General features: G+C 68.2%; 24 protein-coding genes. 6 read left to right on the top strand and 18 right to left on the bottom strand.

What is annotated here, in order from left to right; all coding sequences use genetic code 11:
• Positions 1 to 36: 36 nt before the first annotated feature.
• Genes BR47_RS0103495 through sucB form a run of 5 tightly spaced genes read right to left on the bottom strand, consistent with a single transcriptional unit; the run spans position 37 to position 5,170 of the window.
• Positions 37 to 792, bottom strand: a complete 756-nt coding sequence (locus BR47_RS0103495; protein ID WP_029118592.1) for a DUF4191 domain-containing protein — start codon at positions 790 to 792, stop codon at positions 37 to 39.
• Between the two features lie 15 nt (positions 793 to 807).
• The gene (gene lipA, locus BR47_RS0103490; protein WP_020103549.1) at positions 808 to 1,740 is read right to left on the bottom strand and encodes a lipoyl synthase; all 933 of its coding nucleotides are present in this window, start codon (positions 1,738 to 1,740) and stop codon (positions 808 to 810) included.
• Positions 1,737 to 2,429: a lipoyl(octanoyl) transferase LipB gene (gene lipB, locus BR47_RS29575; RefSeq protein ID WP_036426557.1), complete on the bottom strand. Its 693-nt coding sequence runs from the start codon at positions 2,427 to 2,429 to the stop codon at positions 1,737 to 1,739. Before lipB ends, lipA begins: the two co-directional genes overlap by 4 nt.
• 25 nt (positions 2,430 to 2,454) lie before the next feature.
• Positions 2,455 to 3,363: a TIGR01777 family oxidoreductase gene (locus BR47_RS0103475; protein ID WP_029118590.1), complete on the bottom strand. Its 909-nt coding sequence runs from the start codon at positions 3,361 to 3,363 to the stop codon at positions 2,455 to 2,457.
• A 16-nt stretch (positions 3,364 to 3,379) separates the two neighbouring features.
• Positions 3,380 to 5,170: a 2-oxoglutarate dehydrogenase, E2 component, dihydrolipoamide succinyltransferase gene (sucB, locus tag BR47_RS0103470; protein WP_029118589.1), complete on the bottom strand. Its 1,791-nt coding sequence runs from the start codon at positions 5,168 to 5,170 to the stop codon at positions 3,380 to 3,382.
• A gap of 191 nt (positions 5,171 to 5,361) precedes the next feature.
• Here sucB and BR47_RS29570 point away from each other — a divergent pair, with 191 nt between their 5' ends.
• Complete coding sequence (locus BR47_RS29570) at positions 5,362 to 6,297, top strand: alpha/beta fold hydrolase (RefSeq protein WP_051634575.1); 936 nt, start codon at positions 5,362 to 5,364, stop codon at positions 6,295 to 6,297.
• A 16-nt stretch (positions 6,298 to 6,313) separates the two neighbouring features.
• Here BR47_RS29570 and BR47_RS0103460 read toward each other — a convergent pair whose 3' ends face one another.
• From BR47_RS0103460 to BR47_RS32415, 9 genes are all read right to left on the bottom strand, one after another.
• Positions 6,314 to 6,661 (bottom strand): hypothetical protein, encoded by a 348-nt coding sequence (locus BR47_RS0103460; protein WP_029118588.1) that lies wholly within the window; start codon positions 6,659 to 6,661, stop codon positions 6,314 to 6,316.
• Positions 6,662 to 6,753: 92 nt separating this feature from the next.
• Complete coding sequence (locus tag BR47_RS0103455; protein WP_029118587.1) at positions 6,754 to 8,259, bottom strand: leucyl aminopeptidase; 1,506 nt, start codon at positions 8,257 to 8,259, stop codon at positions 6,754 to 6,756.
• Positions 8,260 to 8,273: 14 nt separating this feature from the next.
• A complete protein-coding gene (locus BR47_RS0103450) occupies positions 8,274 to 9,383 on the bottom strand; it encodes an adenylate/guanylate cyclase domain-containing protein (RefSeq protein WP_029118586.1) in 1,110 nt (369 codons plus the stop codon).
• Between the two features lie 60 nt (positions 9,384 to 9,443).
• A complete protein-coding gene (locus tag BR47_RS0103445) occupies positions 9,444 to 9,902 on the bottom strand; it encodes a YbaB/EbfC family nucleoid-associated protein (RefSeq protein ID WP_029118585.1) in 459 nt (152 codons plus the stop codon).
• 36 nt (positions 9,903 to 9,938) lie between these two features.
• Positions 9,939 to 10,343 carry a DUF7832 domain-containing protein gene (locus BR47_RS0103440; protein WP_029118584.1) on the bottom strand — a complete coding sequence of 135 codons (405 nt, stop codon included), beginning with the start codon at positions 10,341 to 10,343 and terminating at the stop codon, positions 9,939 to 9,941.
• A 76-nt stretch (positions 10,344 to 10,419) separates the two neighbouring features.
• Positions 10,420 to 11,082, bottom strand: coding sequence for a HEAT repeat domain-containing protein (locus tag BR47_RS0103435; protein WP_090562335.1), 663 nt, complete (start codon positions 11,080 to 11,082; stop codon positions 10,420 to 10,422).
• A 175-nt stretch (positions 11,083 to 11,257) separates the two neighbouring features.
• Entirely contained in the window at positions 11,258 to 12,619 is a 1,362-nt protein-coding gene (locus BR47_RS0103430; protein WP_029118582.1) for a putative toxin, read from the bottom strand.
• A gap of 10 nt (positions 12,620 to 12,629) precedes the next feature.
• A complete protein-coding gene (locus tag BR47_RS33440) occupies positions 12,630 to 12,962 on the bottom strand; it encodes a WXG100 family type VII secretion target (protein WP_286154332.1) in 333 nt (110 codons plus the stop codon).
• Entirely contained in the window at positions 12,925 to 13,224 is a 300-nt protein-coding gene (locus BR47_RS32415) for a WXG100 family type VII secretion target (RefSeq protein ID WP_081831176.1), read from the bottom strand. Before BR47_RS32415 ends, BR47_RS33440 begins: the two co-directional genes overlap by 38 nt.
• A gap of 32 nt (positions 13,225 to 13,256) precedes the next feature.
• Here BR47_RS32415 and BR47_RS32915 point away from each other — a divergent pair, with 32 nt between their 5' ends.
• The 3 genes from BR47_RS32915 to BR47_RS0103405 are packed head-to-tail and all read left to right on the top strand — an operon-like array spanning position 13,257 to position 15,952.
• Complete coding sequence (locus BR47_RS32915; RefSeq protein WP_051634574.1) at positions 13,257 to 13,685, top strand: hypothetical protein; 429 nt, start codon at positions 13,257 to 13,259, stop codon at positions 13,683 to 13,685.
• A gap of 11 nt (positions 13,686 to 13,696) precedes the next feature.
• A complete protein-coding gene (gene gcvT, locus BR47_RS0103410; protein ID WP_029118580.1) occupies positions 13,697 to 14,791 on the top strand; it encodes a glycine cleavage system aminomethyltransferase GcvT in 1,095 nt (364 codons plus the stop codon).
• A gap of 42 nt (positions 14,792 to 14,833) precedes the next feature.
• Positions 14,834 to 15,952 carry a branched-chain amino acid aminotransferase gene (locus BR47_RS0103405; protein WP_020103558.1) on the top strand — a complete coding sequence of 373 codons (1,119 nt, stop codon included), beginning with the start codon at positions 14,834 to 14,836 and terminating at the stop codon, positions 15,950 to 15,952.
• A gap of 70 nt (positions 15,953 to 16,022) precedes the next feature.
• Here the strand turns inward: BR47_RS0103405 and BR47_RS0103400 are convergent, their stop codons facing one another.
• Genes BR47_RS0103400 through BR47_RS0103385 form a run of 4 tightly spaced genes read right to left on the bottom strand, consistent with a single transcriptional unit; the run spans position 16,023 to position 19,022 of the window.
• Positions 16,023 to 16,745: an adenosylcobinamide-GDP ribazoletransferase gene (locus tag BR47_RS0103400; protein WP_029118579.1), complete on the bottom strand. Its 723-nt coding sequence runs from the start codon at positions 16,743 to 16,745 to the stop codon at positions 16,023 to 16,025.
• Positions 16,742 to 17,812, bottom strand: a complete 1,071-nt coding sequence (cobT, locus tag BR47_RS0103395) for a nicotinate-nucleotide--dimethylbenzimidazole phosphoribosyltransferase (protein ID WP_029118578.1) — start codon at positions 17,810 to 17,812, stop codon at positions 16,742 to 16,744. Before cobT ends, BR47_RS0103400 begins: the two co-directional genes overlap by 4 nt.
• The gene (locus BR47_RS0103390; protein WP_029118577.1) at positions 17,812 to 18,336 is read right to left on the bottom strand and encodes a bifunctional adenosylcobinamide kinase/adenosylcobinamide-phosphate guanylyltransferase; all 525 of its coding nucleotides are present in this window, start codon (positions 18,334 to 18,336) and stop codon (positions 17,812 to 17,814) included. The genes cobT and BR47_RS0103390 overlap by 1 nt, the downstream gene beginning before the upstream one ends.
• 5 nt (positions 18,337 to 18,341) lie before the next feature.
• Positions 18,342 to 19,022 (bottom strand): DUF3043 domain-containing protein, encoded by a 681-nt coding sequence (locus BR47_RS0103385; RefSeq protein WP_029118576.1) that lies wholly within the window; start codon positions 19,020 to 19,022, stop codon positions 18,342 to 18,344.
• A gap of 71 nt (positions 19,023 to 19,093) precedes the next feature.
• On the opposite strand from BR47_RS0103385, the gene BR47_RS0103380 reads away from it, so the two are divergent.
• Positions 19,094 to 20,158, top strand: coding sequence for a glycerate kinase family protein (locus tag BR47_RS0103380; protein ID WP_029118575.1), 1,065 nt, complete (start codon positions 19,094 to 19,096; stop codon positions 20,156 to 20,158).
• A 45-nt stretch (positions 20,159 to 20,203) separates the two neighbouring features.
• On the top strand, positions 20,204 to 20,572 hold the full coding sequence (locus tag BR47_RS0103375; protein WP_020103564.1) for a HesB/IscA family protein: 369 nt from the start codon (positions 20,204 to 20,206) through the stop codon (positions 20,570 to 20,572).
• Positions 20,573 to 20,578 lie beyond the last annotated feature (6 nt).

Here is a 20,578-nt window from a genome sequence, read left to right as displayed (position 1 = left end):
TTTCCGCGCTGACCGCGGAAAATCGTGCACAAATCCCTACTTACGACGTGCGGTGCGCTGCATGCCCTTCATCTTGGCGCCGGCGGGCAGCGGACCCTTGGGCAGGCCGCCCGGGCCCAGCTTGGAACCCAGGGCGGCGAGACGCGACTCGAGCGCGTCCATCTGCTTGGTGGTGATGTTGGCGGGCAGCTTGGTCAGGTGCCGTTCCAGCTTGGCCAGCGGCACCTGGTCCTCCTCGTTGCCGACCACGATGGTGTAGATCGGCACCTCGCCCACCAACCGCGCGGTGCGCTTCTTCTCCTGCGCCAGAAGCGGTTTCAGACGCTGCGGCGAACCCTCGCCGACGAAGATCACACCCGGCCGGCCGACCACCCGGTGCACGGCATCGAAGCTGCCGGTGGCGGCGACACCCTGAGTGACGCGCCACTGGCCCCGCATGTTGTCCAGCGCCCAGGCCGCCGCGCCGGTCTGGCCGTCAGCCTTGCTGTAGACCGACTTCTGCGCCCGCCGGCCGAAGATGATGAACGCGATCAGCGCGCCGAGCAGCACACCCAGGATGGGCAGCGTGATCCAGCTGAAGATGCCGCCGGAGTACGCGGCCATCGCGACGGCGAGCGCCACGATCAGGACGAACGCGCCGATCATGTACGGCAGCAGCCGCTTGTCCTCTTTGCGCTGAATCTGGAACGCCTGCCAGAGCTGGGCGCGGCGCTGCTTCGAGGCGGCCTTGCGGGCCGCCTTCGCCTCGGCCTTCGCAGCCTTCACAGCGGCAGGATTGGTGGTCTTCGCCATGCCACCAGGATAGATTCAGGAAACCGGTGGCCGTAACCGGGCAGCCTGGGCGTACAGCTTCCCGGCCCGGTAGGACGACCGGACCAGCGGTCCGGCCAGGACACCGGCGAACCCGAGACCCTCCGCGAACTGCTGATGCTCGACGAATTCCTCCGGCCGCACCCACCGCTCGACGGGGTGGTGCCGCGGCGACGGACGCAGGTACTGCGTGATGGTGACGATGTCGCAGCCCGCGTCGTACAGGTCCTGCAGGGCCACCCGGATTTCCTCGGGCGTCTCACCCATGCCGAGGATCAGGTTGCTCTTGGTCACCAGGCCGTAGTCGCGGGCGGCGGTGATGACGCCCAGGCTCCGCTCGTAGCGGAACGCCGGGCGGATGCGCTTGAAGATGCGCGGCACGGTTTCGACGTTGTGCGCGAACACCTCTGGGCGCGAGTCGAAGACCTCCTCGAGCAGTGCGGGCACGCCGTTGAAGTCGGGCGCCAGCAGCTCGACACCGGTGTTCGGGTTGAGTGCGTGGATCTGGCGGACCGTCTCGGCGTACAGCCAGGCGCCGCCGTCGGGCAGGTCGTCGCGGGCCACGCCGGTGATCGTCGAGTACCGCAGGCCCATGGTGTGCACGCTCTCGGCGACCCGGCGTGGCTCGTCGCGGTCCAGGTCGGCGGGCTTGCCGGTGTCGATCTGGCAGAAGTCGCAGCGGCGCGTGCACTGCTCACCGCCGATCAGGAAGGTGGCCTCACGGTCCTCCCAGCATTCGTAGATGTTGGGGCAGCCGGCCTCTTCGCACACCGTGTGCAGGCCCTCGCGCTTGACCAGGCTCTTGAGGTCCTTGTACTCGGGGCCCATCTTGAGCTTGGTCTTGATCCACGGCGGCTTGCGCTCGATCGGCGTCTCCGCGTTGCGGACCTCCAGGCGGAGCAGCTTGCGGTTACCGGGATCGACGCTCATGGTGTCGATGTTAGTGCCGCGGCGCCGAGCGCCTTGTCGGACGTAGCGCCGAGTGCCGCGCACACCGCCGATGCCACCCGGTCGATGACGTCCTCGGGCGTGATCTCGCGGCCCAGCTCCTTCGTCAGCGACGTGACGCCCGCGTCGGCGATGCCGCACGGGACGATGCCGCCGAACGCGCGCAGGTCGCAGTTGCAGTTCAGGGAGAAGCCGTGCAGCGTCGTGCCGCGGGCGACGCGGATGCCGATGGCGGCGATCTTGCGTTCGGGCCGCAGGCCGTCGGCCGCCAGCCACACGCCGGACCGGCCGTCCACCCGGATGGTCTCCAGACCGAGCTCGGCACACACCGACATCAGCGCATCCTCAAGCAGCCGAACGAATTTCACCACGTCGAGCGGCTGTGCCAGGCCGATGATCGGATAGCCCACCAGCTGCCCGGGACCGTGCCACGTGATCTTGCCGCCGCGGTCGGTGTCGATGACGGGAGTGCCGTCGACCGGCCGCTCGTGCGGTTCGGTGCGGCGGCCGGCGGTGTAGACGGGCGGGTGCTCGAGCAGCAGCAGCGTGTCGTTGCCGCGCTCGTCGGAACGGGCGGCGGCGAGCTCGCGCTGGAGGTCCCAGGCGTCGTTGTAGTCGATGGTGCCCAGGCGGCGCACGTCGATCGGGCCGCCGGCAGATCGGATCGTCACCGAATTGACGCTACGCCTGCCGTAGTCAGGCCGCGTTGGGGGCGGTGACGTACGACAGCGCCTCGCCGATGGTCCGCTGATGGAACTCGAAGCCGGCGTCCTCCAGCGCGGCCGGGATGGCTCGCTGGCCGCCGAGCAGTCCCTCCTCGGCGAACTCGCCGAGCGCGGCGCGCAGCGCGAAACCGGGCATCAGCAGCGGGGTGGGGCGGTGCAGGGCGCGTCCCAGTGCCTCGGTGAACTCGCCGTTGGTCACCGGCGCCGGGCCCGTCAGATTCAGCGGGCCGGACAGGTCGTCGTGATTCAGCGCGAACAGCAAGGCCCGCACCTCGTCCTCGAGCGTGATCCACGGCATGTACTGGCGCCCACTGCCCAGCCGGGCACCGAGGCCGAGCCCGAAGACCGGACGGAGCCGGGCCAGCATGCCGCCCGCCGGTGCCAGCACCAGGCCGGTGCGCGCGAGCACGACCCGGACACCGGCGTCGGCGGCCGGCCGCGTGGCGGCCTCCCAGTCCAGGCAGAGCCGGGCCAGGAAGCCCGTGCCGGCGGGGGACTGTTCGTCGGCGATCCGGTCCCGCGTATTGCCATAGAAGCCAACGGCACTGGCGTTGATGAGCACGGGCACCCCGGCGTCGACGACGGCGTCGGTGAGCACCTCGGTCGGGACGATCCGGCTGTCACGCAGGCTCTGCTTGAACGCTCCCGACCAACGGCGGGACCCGATGCTCACCCCGCACAGGTTGACCACGGCATCGACGTCGCGCAGTGCGCGCCAGTCGAAGTCTCCGGCGTCGGGGTTCCAGTACACCTCGTCGGCGTTGGCCGGCTGGCGGCGCACGATGCGCACCACCCGATGGTCGGTCGCGCGCAGCGCCGACACCAGTGCGGAACCGATGAGTCCCGACGAGCCCGCGATGGCTATGACCGCGTGCGGCATGCGATTACAGCCCGGCCTAGAGACCGAGGTCGGCCTCGAACGCACCCTCTTCGAGACGACGTTTGATGGTGGTCACGAACCGTCCGGCGTCGGCGCCGTCGATCAGGCGGTGGTCGTAGGTCAGCGGCAGGTAGCAGACCGACCGGACACCGATCGACTCGTTGCCGCCCTCGTCCACGACGACCCGCGGCCGCTTGACGATGGCACCGGTGCCGAGCATGGCCGCCTGCGGCGGAACCAGGATCGGGGTGTCGAACAGGGCGCCCTGGCTGCCGATGTTGGTGATGGTGAAGGTGCCGCCGGCCAGCTCGTCGGGCCGCAGGTTGCCCGAGCGGGCACGGTCGGCGATGTCGACGATCGCGCGGGCGAGGCCACCGAGGGACAGGTCACCGGCGTTGTGCACGACCGGCGACAGCAGGCCCTGCTCGGTGTCCACCGCGAAGCCGAGGTGCTCGGCGTCGTAGTAGGTGATCTCCTTGGTTTCCTCGTTGTAGCTGGCGTTGACGTTCGGGTGGATCTTCAACGCGTCGATCACCGCGCGGGCGATGAACGGCAGGTAGGTCAGGTTCACACCCTCGCGCTCGGCGAACGAGTTCTTGGCGCGCGCCCGCAGCGAGACGATGCGCGTCATGTCGACCTCGTGGGTCTGCGTCAGCTGCGCCGTGGTCTGCAGCGACTCGCGCGTCTTCTTGGCCGTGATCTGACGGATGCGGGTGGCCTTCTGCGTGGTGCCACGCAGGTGCGCCAGGGCCGGTGCCGGCGCGGCGGCCGGGGCCTTGGCGGCCGGAGCTGCCGGGGCGGCAGCGGGTGCGGCGGCGGCAGGTGCGGCCGGCGCCTTGGCGGCCTCGGCCGCGGCGAGCACGTCCTGCTTGCGGATGCGACCACCGACACCGGTGCCCTGCACCGAAGCGAGGTCAACGTTGTTCTCGGCAGCCAACTTTCGCACCAGCGGGGTGACGTACGGGCTGGCGTCGTCGGACGGGGCGGACGGCGCGGCCGGAGCTGCGGCCGCGGGGGCCGGGGCAGCCGGGGCGGGAGTGGGCGCGGGGGCCGGCGGCGGGGTGGGTGCGGCCGGGGCCGGGGGAGCCGGAGGCGGCGTCGGTGCGGCGGCGGGCTCTGGTGCCGGAGCCGGCGCCGGAGCGGCCGGGGCTGGAGCGGCGGCCGGAGCCGAACCGGCGGCACCGATCTTGGCGAGCTCGCCACCGATGGACACGACGTCGTCCTCGTCGGCGGTGATGGACAGCAACACGCCGGCGACCGGCGACGGGATTTCGGTGTCGACCTTGTCGGTCGAGACCTCGACCAGCGGCTCGTCGACCTCGACGGAGTCGCCGACCTTCTTGAGCCAGCGGGTGACGGTGCCCTCGGTGACTGACTCGCCGAGCGTCGGCATCACGATCGAGGTGGCGTCGGTCGCGTCGGAGGCTGCCGGGGCGGGAGCCGAAGCGGGCGCGGGAGCGGGAGTTTCGGGGGCCGGAGCCGGAGCCGCTGCAGCGGGCGCGGGGGCCGGGGTGGGCTCCGGCGCGGGCGCCGCGGCGGGCTCGGGGGCCGACGGTGCGGGGGCCTCTCCGGCCTCACCGATGACGGCGAGCTCGCCGCCGATCTCGACCACGTCGTCTTCCTGCGCGACGATCTTGGTCAGGACACCGGCTGCCGGCGACGGGATTTCGGTGTCGACCTTGTCGGTGGACACCTCGAGCAGGGGCTCGTCGACCGCGACGGTGTCGCCCTCCTGCTTGAGCCATCGAGTGACGGTCCCCTCGGTAACGCTCTCACCGAGTGCGGGCATCTGGACGGAGATGGCCATTACGTTGACTCCTCGAAAAGTCGCTCGTCACTTCGAATGTCTACAGAGCCCATCCTGTCATGCTCGCGCAGTCGAGGAGGGGCGGGTCGGGACTTTGTCCCGCTGTGTTGACACCCTCGCTGAGCAGGCTACTGTCGCATTCAAACCAGTACCGGCGGTACGGGATACTTTGAGGTCAGGCAGGTGTGGCGATGGAGTTTGTGGACAGTGCCGACGGGACGCGGATCGCGACCTACGAAGAGGGCAACCCCGACGGTCCGGTGATGGTGCTGGTGCACGGCTGGCCGGACTCGCACGACATGTGGGACGCCACGGTGCCGCACCTCGCCGACACGTACCGGGTGATCCGCTACGACAACCGCGGATCGCGCAATTCCGGTGTGCCCAAGAAGGTTTCGTCGTACACCATGGCGCATTACGCCGACGACTTCGCGGCCGTCATCGCCGCCTTGGCGCCCGGCGAGAAGGTCCACGTCCTGGCCCACGACTGGGGCTCGGTCGGCATCTGGGAGTACCTGTCGCGGCCGGAGTCGGTGGACCGCGTCGCGTCGTTCACCTCGACCTCGGGGCCGAGCGCCGACCACACCCGGCGCTTCATCATGGACGGTCTCAAGCGCCCGTATCGGCCGGTGCGGTTCCTGCAATCGGTGTCGCAGTTCCTGCGGCTGACGTATCAGGGTTTCTTCTCGATCCCGCTCGTGGCTCGAGTCCTGGTGCGCGCCAGCGTGCCGACCATCATCCCCCAGTTGCTCAAGCGTCTCGATGGCATGTCCGACAACCAGATTCGGCATTCGGACACCTTTGCGACCGACGCCGCGAACAGCCTCAAGGTGTACCCGGCCAACTACTGGCGCACCCTGTTCAAGGGCCGGCGCGACCACTACGTCAGGGTTCCCGTGCAGGTGATCGTCAACCGCGGCGACCAGTTCGTGCGCCCGTACCTGTACGACGAGACGCCCCAATGGGTCTCGCAGCTGTGGCGCCGGGACATCGAGTCGGGGCACTGGTCGCCGATGTCGCATCCGGAGCTGCTCGCCACCGCCGCCCGTGAACTCGCCGAGCACGTGACCGGCGCCGCGCCCACGCCGGAGCTGCAGCTGGCTCAGGTCGGCAGCAAAGCCGGCTAGGTCCGTTCGGCCGGCGTCAGGGGTGGTCGCCGTTGACGTTGACGTTGTGCGTGACCTCGCCCTCGTGGTTCACGTTCACGTTGACGGTGGGATTGCAGGCCGGGTTCTGGAACGCGACGCTGTCGCACGGCATGCCGTTGTTGTAGAACAGCCCGCCACCGTTGTTGTCGCCGTTGTCGAACCCGGGGTCGCACTGATCGTCGCCGCCCAGCCGATCGATGACGTTCCGGAAGGGACACAACTGGTCGGCGATGATGTCCTCGTCTTCGGGATCGGCCAGCGCCTGCGCGGCGCCGCCTACTCCGGCTAATTCCATGCCGATAACGGTGGCTGTGACGGCAGCCGCCTGAATCAACTTATTCATGCAGGAATTTTGGGCCGTTGAGCGGGCATGCGCGCCGAAAATGCGGTAACTGGAGCTGATCCAGCTACCGCATTGTCGCCGTCTTGGCGGATCTAGCCGTTGGCGGCGATGTCCTCCAGGACCGCGAACATGGTCCGGGTCGGGACGCCGGTGCCGCCCTTGCCGGTGTAGCCCCAGGGGCCGCCGGTGTTGTAGGCCGGGCCGGCGACGTCGAGGTGCGCCCACTGCACGCCGTCGGCGACGAACTCGCGCAGGTACACCCCGGCCACCAGCATGCCGGCGTTGCGCGCGCCGCTGACGTTCGCCAGGTCGGCGACCGTCGACTTCAGGTCGTCCTTGAGCTCCTCGGGCAGCGGCATCGCCCAGGCGTTCTCGCCGACTCCCTGCGACAGCTTGGCCACCCGGTCGCGGAACTCGTCGCTACCCATGACGCCCGGGGTACGCGTGCCGAGCGCCACGAGCTGCGCGCCGGTCAGCGTCGACGTCTCGATCAGATAGTCGGGGTTGTCCTCGCAGGCGCGGACGATGGCGTCGGCCAGGATCAGCCGGCCCTCGGCGTCGGTGTTGAGCACCTCGATGGTGGTGCCGCCGTATTGGGTCAGGACGTCGCCGGGCCGCTGCGCCGTCGACGACGGCATGTTCTCGGCCATGGGCACGGTGGCGGTGACGTCGACCGCCAGCTTCTGGCGCGCCGCCAGCACGACGGTCGCGATGACGGCCGCGGCACCGCCCATGTCGGAGGTCATGTGGTGCATGTTGGCGGCCGGCTTGATCGAGATGCCGCCGGTGTCGAAGGTGATGCCCTTGCCCACCAGCGCCACCTTCTTGGCGTCCTTCTTGCCGGAACGGTAGGTCAGCCGCACCAGGCGCGGCCCGCGGGACGAGCCCTTGCCGACGCCCACGATGCCGCCGAATCCGGCGTCCTCCAGTTCCTTCTTGCCCAGCACCTCCACCTCGAGGCCCGCCGACTTGCCCAAAGCCTTTGCGCGCTTGGCGAATTCGCCCGGGTACAGGTGGCTCGGCGGGGTGTTGACGAAGTCGCGGGCGGTCGCCACGGCGGTCGCGACGTCGACGCCCCGGGCCGCGGCGGTCTCGGCGTCGTCAGCGGTGGACAGCACCGTCAGCGCCGTCAGGCCGGCCTCCTTCGGGGCGGTCTTGGCGCTGCGGAATTCGGAGAAACGGTAGGCGCCGAGGACCAGGCCCTCGACGGCTGCTGCCACATCCAGCTCGGACAGCGTGGTCACGACGGTCTCGGTGCCGTTGAGGGAGCGCGCCGCCACGCCCGCGGCGCGGCGGATGACGTCGGCCGGCCACTCGTCGCGGTCCTTGCCGAGGCCGACCGTCAGCACGCTGGCGACCGGCAGCGACGGGACGAGCACGCGGGTCACCTGCTCGGTCGAGCCCTTCGCGCCCAGGGCCTTGAGCGCCACCTCGATCTCGCCGGTGGCTTCGGCGTCGAGGAAGGGGTTGGCCAGGACAGTGGCCTCGTCGTTGTCGCCGGTGATGACCGGCACGATCAGCACCGCGGCGTCCAGGTCGGACGGCAGGGCGGATGCGACGGTGACGGCGGGGGACTGGTAACCGGGTGCGCTGCTCACCAGGCCCACCCTAGTCACTGTGCCAGTCGGGCCGCCTGCTCAGCCTCTGCGCACACCTCGAACGCGGTCACGGGGTCGTTGAAGCCCTTGAGCACCAACGGCTCCCGTGGCGCGACCGGCCATTTGCCCGGCATGTCGTACCAGGGCGCGGCCACCAGAATCTGCCCGGGCTCGGCCGCGGCGACCAGGCGGGCTGCCAGATTCACGGCGTTGCCGAAGTAGTCGCCGCCGGTGGCCACCACCGGCCCGAAGCTCAGGCCCGCCCGCACGCTGATGTGGGCCATCTTCGGCCGGGGATGGTGCACCAGGTCGACCGCGACCCGCGCAAGCGATTCGGGTGTCGCGCTGACCCACATCACCGCATCGCCGATGAACTTGATCACCCGGCCACCGTCGGCGTGCACCACATCGTTGGTGATGGCGTTGAACTCGTTCAGCAGGCTGGTCAGATCGTCAGGTGTCAGGCGCTGCGTGAGCTGCGTGAAGTTGGACAGATCGGCAAACCCGATGCCGCACACCACCGTTGACGCTTCACGGTGGTCGATCGCGTCGAAATACTCTCTGGCGGAGGCGACATGGTGGCGGTGGACGGCGTCGATCATGCCGCCGATGCGCGGGATGAACTGGGCCGCCGCCCGGTAGGCGCGCGCGGTGACGAGTTCGTCGTGGGTCTGGGCCAGGTCGAGGTCGGGCAGACCGGTGCGGCTCATCGACGCCAGTGCCTCGGCCATCCGTGCCACGCTGGTACCGACGACCCGCAGGAATCCCCACGCGGCATCGTCGCCGATCGTGGTCCGCAGGTCCGCCCAGGTGCGCAGTGCCTCGATGTCGGCGTCGGAGAGCGTCGGCGCGGTCGGGTCGGAGGCTGTCAGGCCCAGCACCGCCCACGTCTGTTGAACGTCGGCCACCGGTACCCCGAGCGTGTTCGCGGCATCGGCCAAGCTGTGTCTGGGCTGCCCCGACCACTGCACGACGTCGCCCGCCAGCCCGAAGAGCCGGCCCTGTTTTTCGGCCTCGATCATCTGCTCAGCGGTGAGTCCCAGGCTGTCCAGATACTGGATGAGCGGCGCGCGCCGGCGCGCATCGGCGATGCCCGCGGCTTCCAACGCGTCGAAATCGACCACGAGACGAGTCTGACAGCTACCGGGCGGTGATGGGGCGGACTGGGCTTTGCGGATGTGTGGTTACCAGTCGTCTCGATCCTGGTCCGACGGTTGGTCGTATGGGACGTAGAAGTCGAATGGGTCCACGTCGTTTGGCAGTTCGTCAGCGCGAGAATTGGCAGCGATGCTGCGGAGAGCCTCAGCTGCAGAGGCGTCGACACCGTCGAAGTCGGCGAGCAGCAGTTCTTGAAGACGATGGACCTCGGCCATGGCCTCGGCGACTTTGGCTGCCATGAGTTGGCTGGCCTTCTGCGCGGTGGCCGCGATCAGTCGGCCGAGTTCTTCGCGGTCGAGGCGCACGGTCTCGTCGGCCAGATCGACATCAGTTACCAGACCGGAGACTGCGACGGTGACGCGAACCAAATCGTCGGGGGAGCAGGCCTGAACTTCGCCGATCTCGTCGACCGCTCGGCGAGTACGTGCGATCAATTCGGCTTGGCCTTCAAGGCTTTCGATGTCGATGAATCGGTTGTCGGTCATTTGGGTAACCATTCGACGTGAATTGACAAGGGGTACTCAGTTGCCGCCATGTCGGAAGACTTCGTAGGCCTCCTGAATTACCGGTGCCACGGCGTCGTACGTCTCCCACGTGTCTGGCGCGGCGTAACTGACCTCGCACCGGGCGATTTCGGGGATAGCGTCGTAGACGCGCAGATACTGACGGTAGGCCGCTTCGCAGAACGCGGCGCCGCGTGCGGTGACATCGGCCGAGTTGATCTCTCCGCAGCAGTGGTCGATCAGGAACTTTCCTGGAGTGATCGACCGGGCAAGGAGCGGTGCGGTATTCGTTCTCCCGGTGTCGACCAGATCGTTGTAGGCCAGCCATGCGAAGAACATGCCGATGTGGGTGGCGGCGCAGTCGGGGTCCAGGTCGTGTTCACCGACCGTGTCTTGGTGCCAACCAGCGTCGTCATAGGTCATCGGCGTATTTCTCCTTTAATCGGGTGGGCAGCTCGGTCGAGTGCCCGGAAGTTCTGGAGCGGTGGTGCGGTGCACGTCATTCGGGGAGCCGTTCCATGGCGCGCTGAGCGCTTTTCCTGACCCAGGCGTTGGCATCTTCGACATACGGGGCAATCCGGTCGCGGACACCGGCGGCTTTCATGGCCACAAGAGCCTTGATTGCAAAGCCGGTGTACGCCGTGTCGAGCCATTCCAACGCGATGGCCTGCGCTTCGGGAGTCTTCACTCGACCGAGGTATGAAATGAGTCCCGATCGAGAGAAATCGGGTGGCATATCTCTGATGAGTGCGGCGATGGTAGAGAAATCACTCTTGGTGGCGATGCGGCCGAGCGCGGAATCGGCGTACTCGGGGAGCGGCCTCGGGAGGGGAGGCTGCCTGCGAAGCTGGTTTACCAGAGCGTCGACGGCTGCTTGGTTCCCGCGGGCGGCGCTGTCGTTGAGGTTGCGGATGAGCCCCGCGCGGATTGCGGTGCGGTGGCTCGTTTCCGGTCCCGGGATCCGTTCTTCAATGTGGTTGAGCCAGTCTACGAAGATGGGGATCCCTTGGGGGATGGTCGGTACTCGGTTCGATAGATCGCCGAGGGTGTAACAGGGGACGCCTACGGCAGCGAGTTCTTCCATGATTCTACGGTCGAATCCACGTTCGCCGTCGTGATAGCGCGCCGGCAGGTTTTTCATCCAGTCGTCGCCCTCGGGCATGCCTGGGTAAGTGATGGGTGCCCAGGTACCGTCAGGATTCTTCTTGGGTGGAGACCGTCGCTTGGTTGGTGTGGGAGCCGTGGGGAATTGCGGGGGCTTCCGTACCAAGTCGGAGCTGGTAGCCTCGACTGCCCCGATGGCCTCGCGCAATGCGGCGACGGTGGCGTCGCGTGCGTTACCTGGGCCGGGCGACCGATTGGTCATTATTGTCATCCAGTTCTTTGCGGATCAATTGGATCTGTCCAGAATCGATCATGGCCTGAATTCTCGGGTCATTGACCACGGTGCGATGGTCGACCACCAACGTCATGGTGTAGCCCTGCTGGCGCGCCCACTCGGCCTCCGCGGCGATCTGCTTGTAATCACCGCGAAGATCGTTGGCGTTCTTGACTTCCACGACGTTATGGTTGGCGTCGTCGATGTAGTCGGGAAACGCGACTTCCTGGCGACCGTTGACCACAACCTTGATCTGGCGCTTGGGATAGTCCCCCGGCACCCCGGCCCGATCTTCGCCGCGTTTCCCGGCGGCGTCGTTGTCCTTCCAGTTCCGATTGCGAATCGGATTGGTCTGCCGAGGTGTGCGGTTCAGAATTGATGACAGCCCCTGGGTGCTGCCGGTCGCGAGCGAATAGATGCCCTGATTGGACTTCGCGGCAGTGTCGACCGTGCCGTTGATGCCTTCGATCAGCTTGTCCATACCGCGGGCGTACGCGATCTTGTTGGTTTTGATCAATTCGTCGAGCTGACGGACCATCCAGGACCCGAACGGAAGCCGGCGCGCGGCGATCTTGTCGATCTCGTACGACTTGATGATCAAATCGAGAATCTTCAGGGATGTGCGGCCGGTGCTCTTGTCGATATTGGCAACCCGGTGAACTTCCGAGCATGCCGTGCCCAAAGCGCTGGCTGCGTCGCCAGTGTCTCGCAAGGATCTGCAGACGGCCGCGACTTCGTCAACGATTCCGTTGACTTCGGGACTCTGGTGTTGCGCGTCGTCGGTGAACACTGTGGTGATGTCGTTCCACAGCTGCACGGCTGTGGCGCCCTTGCTGTTGGCAAAACTCGTGAATTGTTTTCCGGCGCTGTCGATTCGGCCTTCATCACAGTCAGCCCATTGCTTGGTGACGTACTCGGCAATCAACTCCCATCGGTCGGGCTTCTCGTGCGTTCCGCCAACCGCATGCTGACTCGGATGGAGATTTGTCTCCAGCGTGCACCCCTGGGGTGTCGGTGGGGTTGGCTGGTTCCCGCCACCGCCAGATTCGTTTTCGGCATGGGCGTGGTTGAGGCCAGCCTGATGAACGAGGTAACCCAGTTCGCGGGCAGCGATGGCAGTGGTTGACCCAAGTTCGAAGACGTCGGAGGCGGACTGGTCAAAACTCTGGGCCCATGTCGGTCCTCCGGAGGCATAAGTTCCCGCGGACTGGCTGACGTCCAGTGCGTTGTCGAGATTCTTTACGTCCGTTGCGAGCTGCGTGGATGCGGCACACAGTTTGGCGGCCACGGCGTAGTAGTTCTCCGGCGTGATCTTCGTCAACAGACCCGCCCTATCGGAACATTTCGATGTTCTTGCGCCGCGCCTCGGCGTAGTTGTCGCGCGCCGTGGCCACGTGCGTCCGGTATGCCTTCAGCGATTCCAGATGTTCGCGGGCGGTGGCCTGCCAGCCCTCGTGGAACTCGGTGAAAGCCGTTGCAGCCGAACCGGAGTAGTGATTAAGTACGGCCGCCACCGTGGATCTCGCGTTGTCGCAATGGGTTGTGATCTCCTCGATCGATCGGTCAAGCGCTGTGATGAACTCGTTCATCTCATCGAGGTTGTATTCGTATGTGGGCAACGTCGTCTCACATCCGTTGTGCGATGTCGGCACCAGACGACGCATCCTGACCGCGGTAAAGACGAGCAGCGACAGACAGTTTCGTGGCGTTGTCCGCCAGCGCGTCGAGGTGCCGACGGAACTTGTCGTGTACATCGGCCCAGATTTGTGCACCCGCGTCGGCGGCGCGGCCATGCCACGCGCCCTGAAGCGTTTCATGGCTGTCGCGAGCCCTCGACAATGCCGCTTGGATGGCGCTATGCGCCGCATGGAACTGCGCCGCACCGTGATCCAGTACGTCTGGATCCACCCGTAAACTGTTATCCATCCCCACCCCCCCACGAGGTACGAGATCCGCCGATGGACTGGCATACGCAATTCAGCCCTGCAACCCAAGCTGATCTCAACGAGCTGCTGCAGGCCAGCATACAAGCGGCTGCCACGGCATTGAGCTTTCAGAACCTGGCGCCGTTCATGTTGGTCATCGATTCTGGCGGCCACCGCACCATGCGCGCCTTGGGGACGTCCGTCCGTAACACTGCGGATGCCGTCATGTCGGCACTCCAGAACGACGACGACGCTCAACTGGTGCGGGCACGCGCCACTGTCTTGGATGTCACTGTGCGCGCACCATTCGATGGCGACGCGATCAACATTCGGCTCGAACATCGTGACGGCCCGGCGCTCGACGTCTTGGTTCCGTATCGAACGACCGCTGACGGCGTCACAATCGACGCCGAAGCCATGACAACCAGCGTCGATACCCCGAAACTCTGGCCGCCGAGCTAGGCTTTCCGGCCGTGAGCGAACTGTTGCAGGGCCCGCTGGAAGACCGTCACCGCGAACTCGGGGCGAGTTTCGCCGAATTCGGGGGCTGGTTGATGCCGGTGTCGTACGCCGGCACCGTGGCCGAACACAACGCCACCCGCGAGACCGTCGGGCTCTTCGACGTCAGCCACCTCGGCAAGGCACTGGTGCGTGGCCCCGGCGCCGCCGAGTTCGTCAACTCCGCCTTCACCAACGACCTGCGCCGCATCGGCCCGGGCAAGGCGCAATACACTTTGTGCTGCAACGAGTCCGGCGGTGTGATCGACGATCTGATCGCCTACTACGTCTCCGACGACGAGATCTTCCTGGTGCCCAACGCGGCCAACACCGCGGCGGTGGTCGCCGAGCTGCAGCGCGTCGCCCCGCCCGAACTGACCATCACCGACGAGCACCGCTCCTACGCCGTGCTGGCCGTGCAGGGGCCGAAGTCCACCGAGGTGCTCACCGCGCTCGGGTTGCCGACCGACATGGACTACATGGGCTACGCCGACGCCGAGTACAACGGCGTCCCGGTCCGCGTGTGCCGCACCGGCTACACCGGCGAGCACGGCTACGAATTGCTGCCCGAGTGGGACCGCGCGGGCGTGGTGTTCGACGCGCTCGTCGCCGCGGTCAAGGATGCCGGCGGTGAACTCGCCGGGCTGGGCTCGCGCGACACCCTGCGCACCGAGATGGGCTACCCGCTGCACGGACATGAACTGTCGCTGGACATTTCGCCGCTGCAGGCCCGCTGTGGCTGGGCCATCGGCTGGAAGAAGGATGCGTTCTGGGGCCGCGACGCCCTGCTCGCGGAGAAGGAAGCCGGTCCGAAGCGGACGCTGCGCGGCCTCAAGGCGGTCGGCCGTGGCGTGCTGCGGGCCGACCTCACCGTCTTGGACGGCGACAACCCGGTGGGTATCACCACGTCGGGCACCTTCTCGCCGAGCCTCAAGGTCGGCATCGCGCTGGCGCTGCTCGACACCGCGGCCGACATCGCCGACGGCGCGCGGGTGACCGTCGACGTCCGCGGCCGGGCGCTCGAATGCGAGGTCGTGGCGCCGCCGTTCGTGGCGGCGAAGACGCGTTAGCCGCGGCGAAAACGCGCTAGCCACGGGCGATACAATCGGCATATGACCGATGGCCCCCTCGAATTCACCGTTTCGCGCGCGAGCAACCCGGCGAGCGACGAGGTAAGGGCTCAGGTACTGGCCGACCCCGGATTCGGGCGGTTCCACACCGACCACATGGTGGCCATCGACTACACCGTCGACCGTGGCTGGCACGACGCGCGGGTCACCGAATACGGGCCCATCGAGCTGGACCCGTCGGCGATCGTCCTGCACTACGCGCAGGAGGTCTTCGAGGGTCTGAAGGCGTACCGCTGGAACGACGGTTCGATCGTGTCGTTCCGTCCGGAGGCCAACGCCGCCCGGCTGCAGTCGTCGTGCCGGCGCCTGGCCATCCCGGAGCTGCCCGGCGACGTCTTCGTCGAGTCACTGCGCCAGCTGATCGCCGTCGACAACGAATGGGTGCCGGCCGCCGGTGGCGAGGCGTCGCTGTACCTGCGGCCGTTCATCATCGCCACCGAGCCCGGCCTGGGCGTGCGCCCGGCCAACGAGTACCGCTACCTGGTGATCGGTTCGCCCGCCGGCGCGTACTTCAAGGGCGGCATCAAGCCGGTGTCGGTGTACCTGTCGACCGAGTACGTGCGGGCCAGCCCCGGCGGCACCGGTGCGGCCAAGTTCGGCGGCAACTACGCCGCCTCGCTGCTGGCGCAGGCGCAGGCTGCCGAGATGGGCTGCGACCAGGTGGTCTGGCTGGACGCCATCGAGCGCCGGTACGTCGAAGAAATGGGTGGCATGAACCTGTTCTTCGTGTTCGGCAGCGGTGGCTCGGCACGCCTGGTCACCCCCGAGCTGTCGGGCTCGCTGCTGCCCGGCATCACACGGGATTCGTTGCTGCAGTTGGCGGTTGACGCCGGCTTCGCCGTCGAGGAACGTAAGATCGACATCGACGAGTGGCAGAAGAAGGCCGCCGCGGGCGAGATCACCGAGGTGTTCGCCTGTGGGACCGCGGCCGTCATCACGCCCGTCGCGCACGTGAAGTACGGGCACGGCGAATCGGCCGGCGAGTTCACCATCGGCGACGGCCAGCCCGGTGAGGTCACCATGGCACTGCGCGACACCCTGACCGGTATTCAGCGCGGCACCTTCGCCGACACCCACAACTGGATGACCCGCCTGGGCTGACCCAGGGCCAACGTGAAGAAGATCGCGAGATTCCAGTCTGAAATCTCGCGATCTTCTTCACATTCGGCGGCTAGTGGACGGCCAGTCCCAGGGCGGTCAGTGTCGTCGTGACCTCGACGGCCGCACCCAGTACGTCGCCGGTGATCCCACCGAACCGGCGGACGCAATGCGCCACCAGTAGCGCGGTGACTCCCAGCGCGACGAGCACGACCACGGGGCCCTGCCACAGTCGCGGCGTCGCCCACGCGGACGCGGCGGCCAGCGCCACCGTCCACGCCGCGACCACCCACACCGGCTGACTACCGGCGACCAGCGCGCCCAACGTGCTGCCCGGCGCGGCCGGTACCGACGTGCGGCAGGCCGCCAGCGCGGCGACCCGGCCGGCGGTGACGGCGACGACGACCGCCACCGGGCTCAGCGCAGCGAACGTCATGCTCTGCGCGCCGATCGCCACCACGATCGCGGCCACCCCGAACGGGCCCGCGGTGCCGCCGCGCATGACGGCCAGGGCTCGCTCGGGCGGGCCGTAACAGCCGAGGCCGTCGACGGTGTCGGACAGTCCGTCGATGTGCAGTCCGCGGGTCAGCAGGAGCAGCACCGCCACCGCGAGCAGCCCGGCGAGCGGGCCGGTCACGTACACATGCCCCGCGCCCCACACGACGGCCGCGGCGATACCGCCGAGAACGATGCCCACCGCCGGCAGCGCGGTCAGTGTGCCCCGACCGAACGGCAGGCTACTGCGCACCGGCAGGACGGTGCTGAATGCGAAAGCCGAAGCCAGGGAAGAGATCACAATGTCTTGTCGGCCGGCTTGTCGCTGACGTTCGCCTCGCCGAACGTGGCCATGGACGCCAGCGTCGCGACCGCGGCCCGCAGCACCGGCAGTGCCACCGCGGCACCGCTGCCTTCGCCGAGGCGCATGCCCAGGTCCAGGATCGGGGTCAACTGCAGGCGCTGCAGCGCCACCGCGTGAGCGGGTTCGGTCGACAGGTGGCCGGCCTGCCACCACGCCTTCGCGCCGGGGGCCAGCCGGTCGGCGACGAGCGCCGCGGCCGTCACCACCACGCCGTCGAGCAGGACGGGGGTGCGCCGGACCGCGGCCTGGGCCAGGAAGCCGGCCATGGCCGCCAGGTCCGCGCCGCCGCAAACGGCAAGCAGCGCAACGGGATCGGCCTTGACCTGACGGGCGCGGAACAGCGCGTCGCGGATGGCCGCGGTCTTTCGGGCCCAGCCCTCGTCGTCGACGCCGGTGCCACGGCCGACCACGGCGACGGGTTCGGTTGCGGTGAGGGCGGCGACCAGAGTCGTTGCCGGAGTGGTGTTTCCGATGCCCATGTCGCCGGCGATGAGGAGGTCGGCGCCCGCGTCGACCTCCTGGTCGGCAATGGTGCGACCCGCCGCGATCGCCGCGACGGCCTCCTCCGTCGACAGCGCGTCCTCGACGGCGATGTTGCCGCTGCCGCGCCGCACCTTGTGGGCGCCGATCGCGGGGGAGTGGGCCTCGCCGTCGACGGCGATGTCGGCGACGCGCACGGTCGCGCCGGCCACCTCGGCCAGCACGTTGATGGCAGCGCCGCCGGCGTCGAAGTTGGCCACCATCTGCGCGGTGACCTCCGACGGGAACGCCGAGACGCCCGAGGCCGTTACCCCGTGGTCGCCGGCGAACACCACGATGCGGGCGCGCTCGAATTGCTTTGGCGGACAGATGCCTTGGCACGCCGACACCCAGACCGACAGTTCCTCCAGGCGCCCCAGCGAGCCGGGCGGCTTCGTCAGGGTGTTCTGGCGCGCGAGAGCGGCCTCCCGCACGTCGGCGTCCGGTTTGCTGAGATCGGGAAACTGGGCGCGGGGATCGCTCATCAGGACTCCTTGACGGTGAGAGGCTGGCCGGCCACTACGAGCACCACCCGGTCGCAGACCGCGGCCAGGCGCTGGTTGAGCGAGCCCAGTTCGTCGGCGAAACGGCGGCCCGACTCCGTGGCGGGGACGACGGTCAGGCCGACCTCCGGGCTGACCAGGGCCAGTGGCGCGGTGAATGCGCTGACTGCCGAGGTCAATTCGTCGATATCGGCCCGGATCGAGCCCCCGGTCCAGGCGCCGCGCCGGTCCATCGCGGCGACCAGCCAGCCGCCGATGTCGTCGACCATGGTGGCGGCGCCGGCGGCACGCAAAGTGGTTGCCACGTCAGCGGATTCGATGGTCGACCAGTGCGCCGGCCGGCGGTTCCGATGAGCCGAAACCCGGGCGGCGAAGTCGGCGTCGCCGTCGACGGACCCGGTCGCGACATAGCGCACCGATCCGCTCGGACCCGCCGTACGGGCGATCCAATCCTCGGCCCACTGCGACTTTCCCGACCGGATGCCGCCGAGCACCAGGGTGCGCACCGGGCTCAGTCGACCTTGTCTCCGCGGTTGACCTGCGGCTTCGGCACGCGCATGCGGCGCAGCTGCGAGGCCCGGCTGGACGCGTAGAAGCCCAGCTTCCAACCACTTTCGGTGTTGCCCGGGAACTTGGCGTCGACCCGCTTGTTGATGCGCCGGCTCAGCAGGACACCGTCGATGGCCATGATCACCATCAGACCCAGCATCGCGACCGACAACAGGCCCTGCGTCTGCACCGGCGGAAGCGCCATCATGAAGAACACCAGCACCAGTGCCGACGGCATGAACAGCCCCAGCACGTTGCGCCGGGAATCGACGAGGTCGCGGACGTAGCGCTTGACCGGGCCCTTGTCGCGGGGCAACAGGTAGGCCTCGTCGCCCGCCATCATCTTGGCGCGGCGCGCATCCATGTCGGCGCGGCGGGCGACGCGGTCGGCCTTGCGCTCTTCCTTCGTCTTCGAGTTGCGGAGCTCCTTGCGCCGCTTGCGCGCCTCGGCCGTCGTCATCGGCGCCGGTGCAACGGGGCCGCGCTTACGGTTCGCGCTCTGCTTGGGGGTCGGGCGGCCCTTGGGCGCGGTGGTCCGGGCCCCGGCATCGTCGTCCGAGTCGACGGTCACGTTGACGTCGTCAGCACCGCCGCTCTCGTCCCCGGAGTCGGCGTTGTCCTTCTTGCGGCCCAGCAGATTCACGGTGTCAGGTTACTTCGGTCGCCGGGCTCGGCCGTCATGCACCCGAGCTGTAGGCGGCTTAACCTGCTCCGATGAGAGTCCTCGTCGCCCCCGACTGTTACGGCGACAGCCTCACCGCGGTCGAGGCCGCGGCGGCCATCGCCGCGGGCTGGACCGTCGCGCGGCCGGCCGACACGCTGGTGCTCGCCCCGCAGTCCGATGGCGGCCCAGGTTTCGTCGACGTCCTGGCCGAACGGTTGGGCGGTCTGCAGACGGCGACGGTGCGCGGCCCGCTCGATCGCGACGTCACCGCGCACTGGGTGTTGCACCAGGACACCGCATATATCGAGTGCGCGCAGGCCTGCGGATTGGCGCTGCTCGGCGGGCCGCCGACGGTGCGGACCGCGCTGGACGCCACCAGCTTCGGGGTAGGGCAACTCGTCGACGCGGCGCTGACGGCGGGCGCGCAGAAAGTGGTCGTGGGCCTCGGCGGCAGCTCGTGCACCGACGGCGGTCTGGGTCTCGTTGCGGCGCTGGGCGGGCTGACGCCGGCATGTCAGAGGTTGGCAGGCGTCGAGGTCATCGTCGCCTCCGACGTCGAACATCCGCTGCTGGGGCCGATGGGTGCGGCCGCGGTGTTCGGTCCGCAGAAGGGGGCCGACCCCGCCACGGTGGAACTGCTGGAGCAGCGGCTCACGGCGTGGGCCCGCGAACTCGAATCGGTGGCCGGCCGCGACGTCGCCGTCGAACCGGGAGCCGGCGCCGCCGGCGGCCTGGGCGCGGCGCTGCTGGCGCTGGGCGGACGGCGCGAATCGGGCGCGACGGTCATCGCCGAGCACACCGGGCTGGCCGCCGACCTGGCTGCCGCGGACCTGGTCATCACCGGTGAGGGCCGGTTCGACGACCAGTCACTGCACGGCAAGGTGATCAGCGCACTGGTGGGCCAGGCCGGCGGCACGCCTGTCCTGGTGCTGGCCGGGCAGGTGACGCTGGACCCGTCCGCGCTGGCCGACGCCGGCATCGAGGCCGCGTATTCGATCACCGATCACGCCGGTTCGGTGGAGCTGGCCATGAGCGACGCGGCCAACCAGCTGACCGGATTAGCTACGGGCGTAGCCGCTGAACTCGGGAATAACGGCCCGACAAGGTACCGTTGATGGTGCCTGGATAGTGCCAGGTAATCGATGCACCAGGGAGATGCAATGACTGTTGAGGACGCGACCAGCACCGGTACCTCGACCGAGACCCACGGCGTGATCTTGTCGGACGCGGCGGCCGCCAAGGCCAAGGCTCTGCTGGACCAGGAAGGCCGTGACGACCTCGCGCTGCGTATCGCCGTGCAACCGGGCGGCTGCGCCGGCCTGCGTTACAACCTCTTCTTCGATGACCGCACCCTTGATGGTGACCTCACCACCAACGTGGGCGGCGTCAACCTGACCGTCGACCGCATGAGTGCCCCGTACGTGCAGGGCGCCACCATCGACTTCGTCGACACCATCGAGAAGCAGGGCTTCACCATCGACAACCCGAACGCCACCGGCTCCTGCGCCTGCGGCGATTCGTTCAACTGAGATAGC

This window comes from Mycobacterium sp. UNC410CL29Cvi84, from assembly GCF_000686745.1.
Taxonomy (GTDB): Bacteria; Actinomycetota; Actinomycetes; order Mycobacteriales; family Mycobacteriaceae; genus Mycobacterium; species Mycobacterium mucogenicum_B.
The sequence above is the reverse complement of the archived record's forward strand: the minus strand, read 5'-3'. Positions and strand labels throughout refer to the sequence as shown.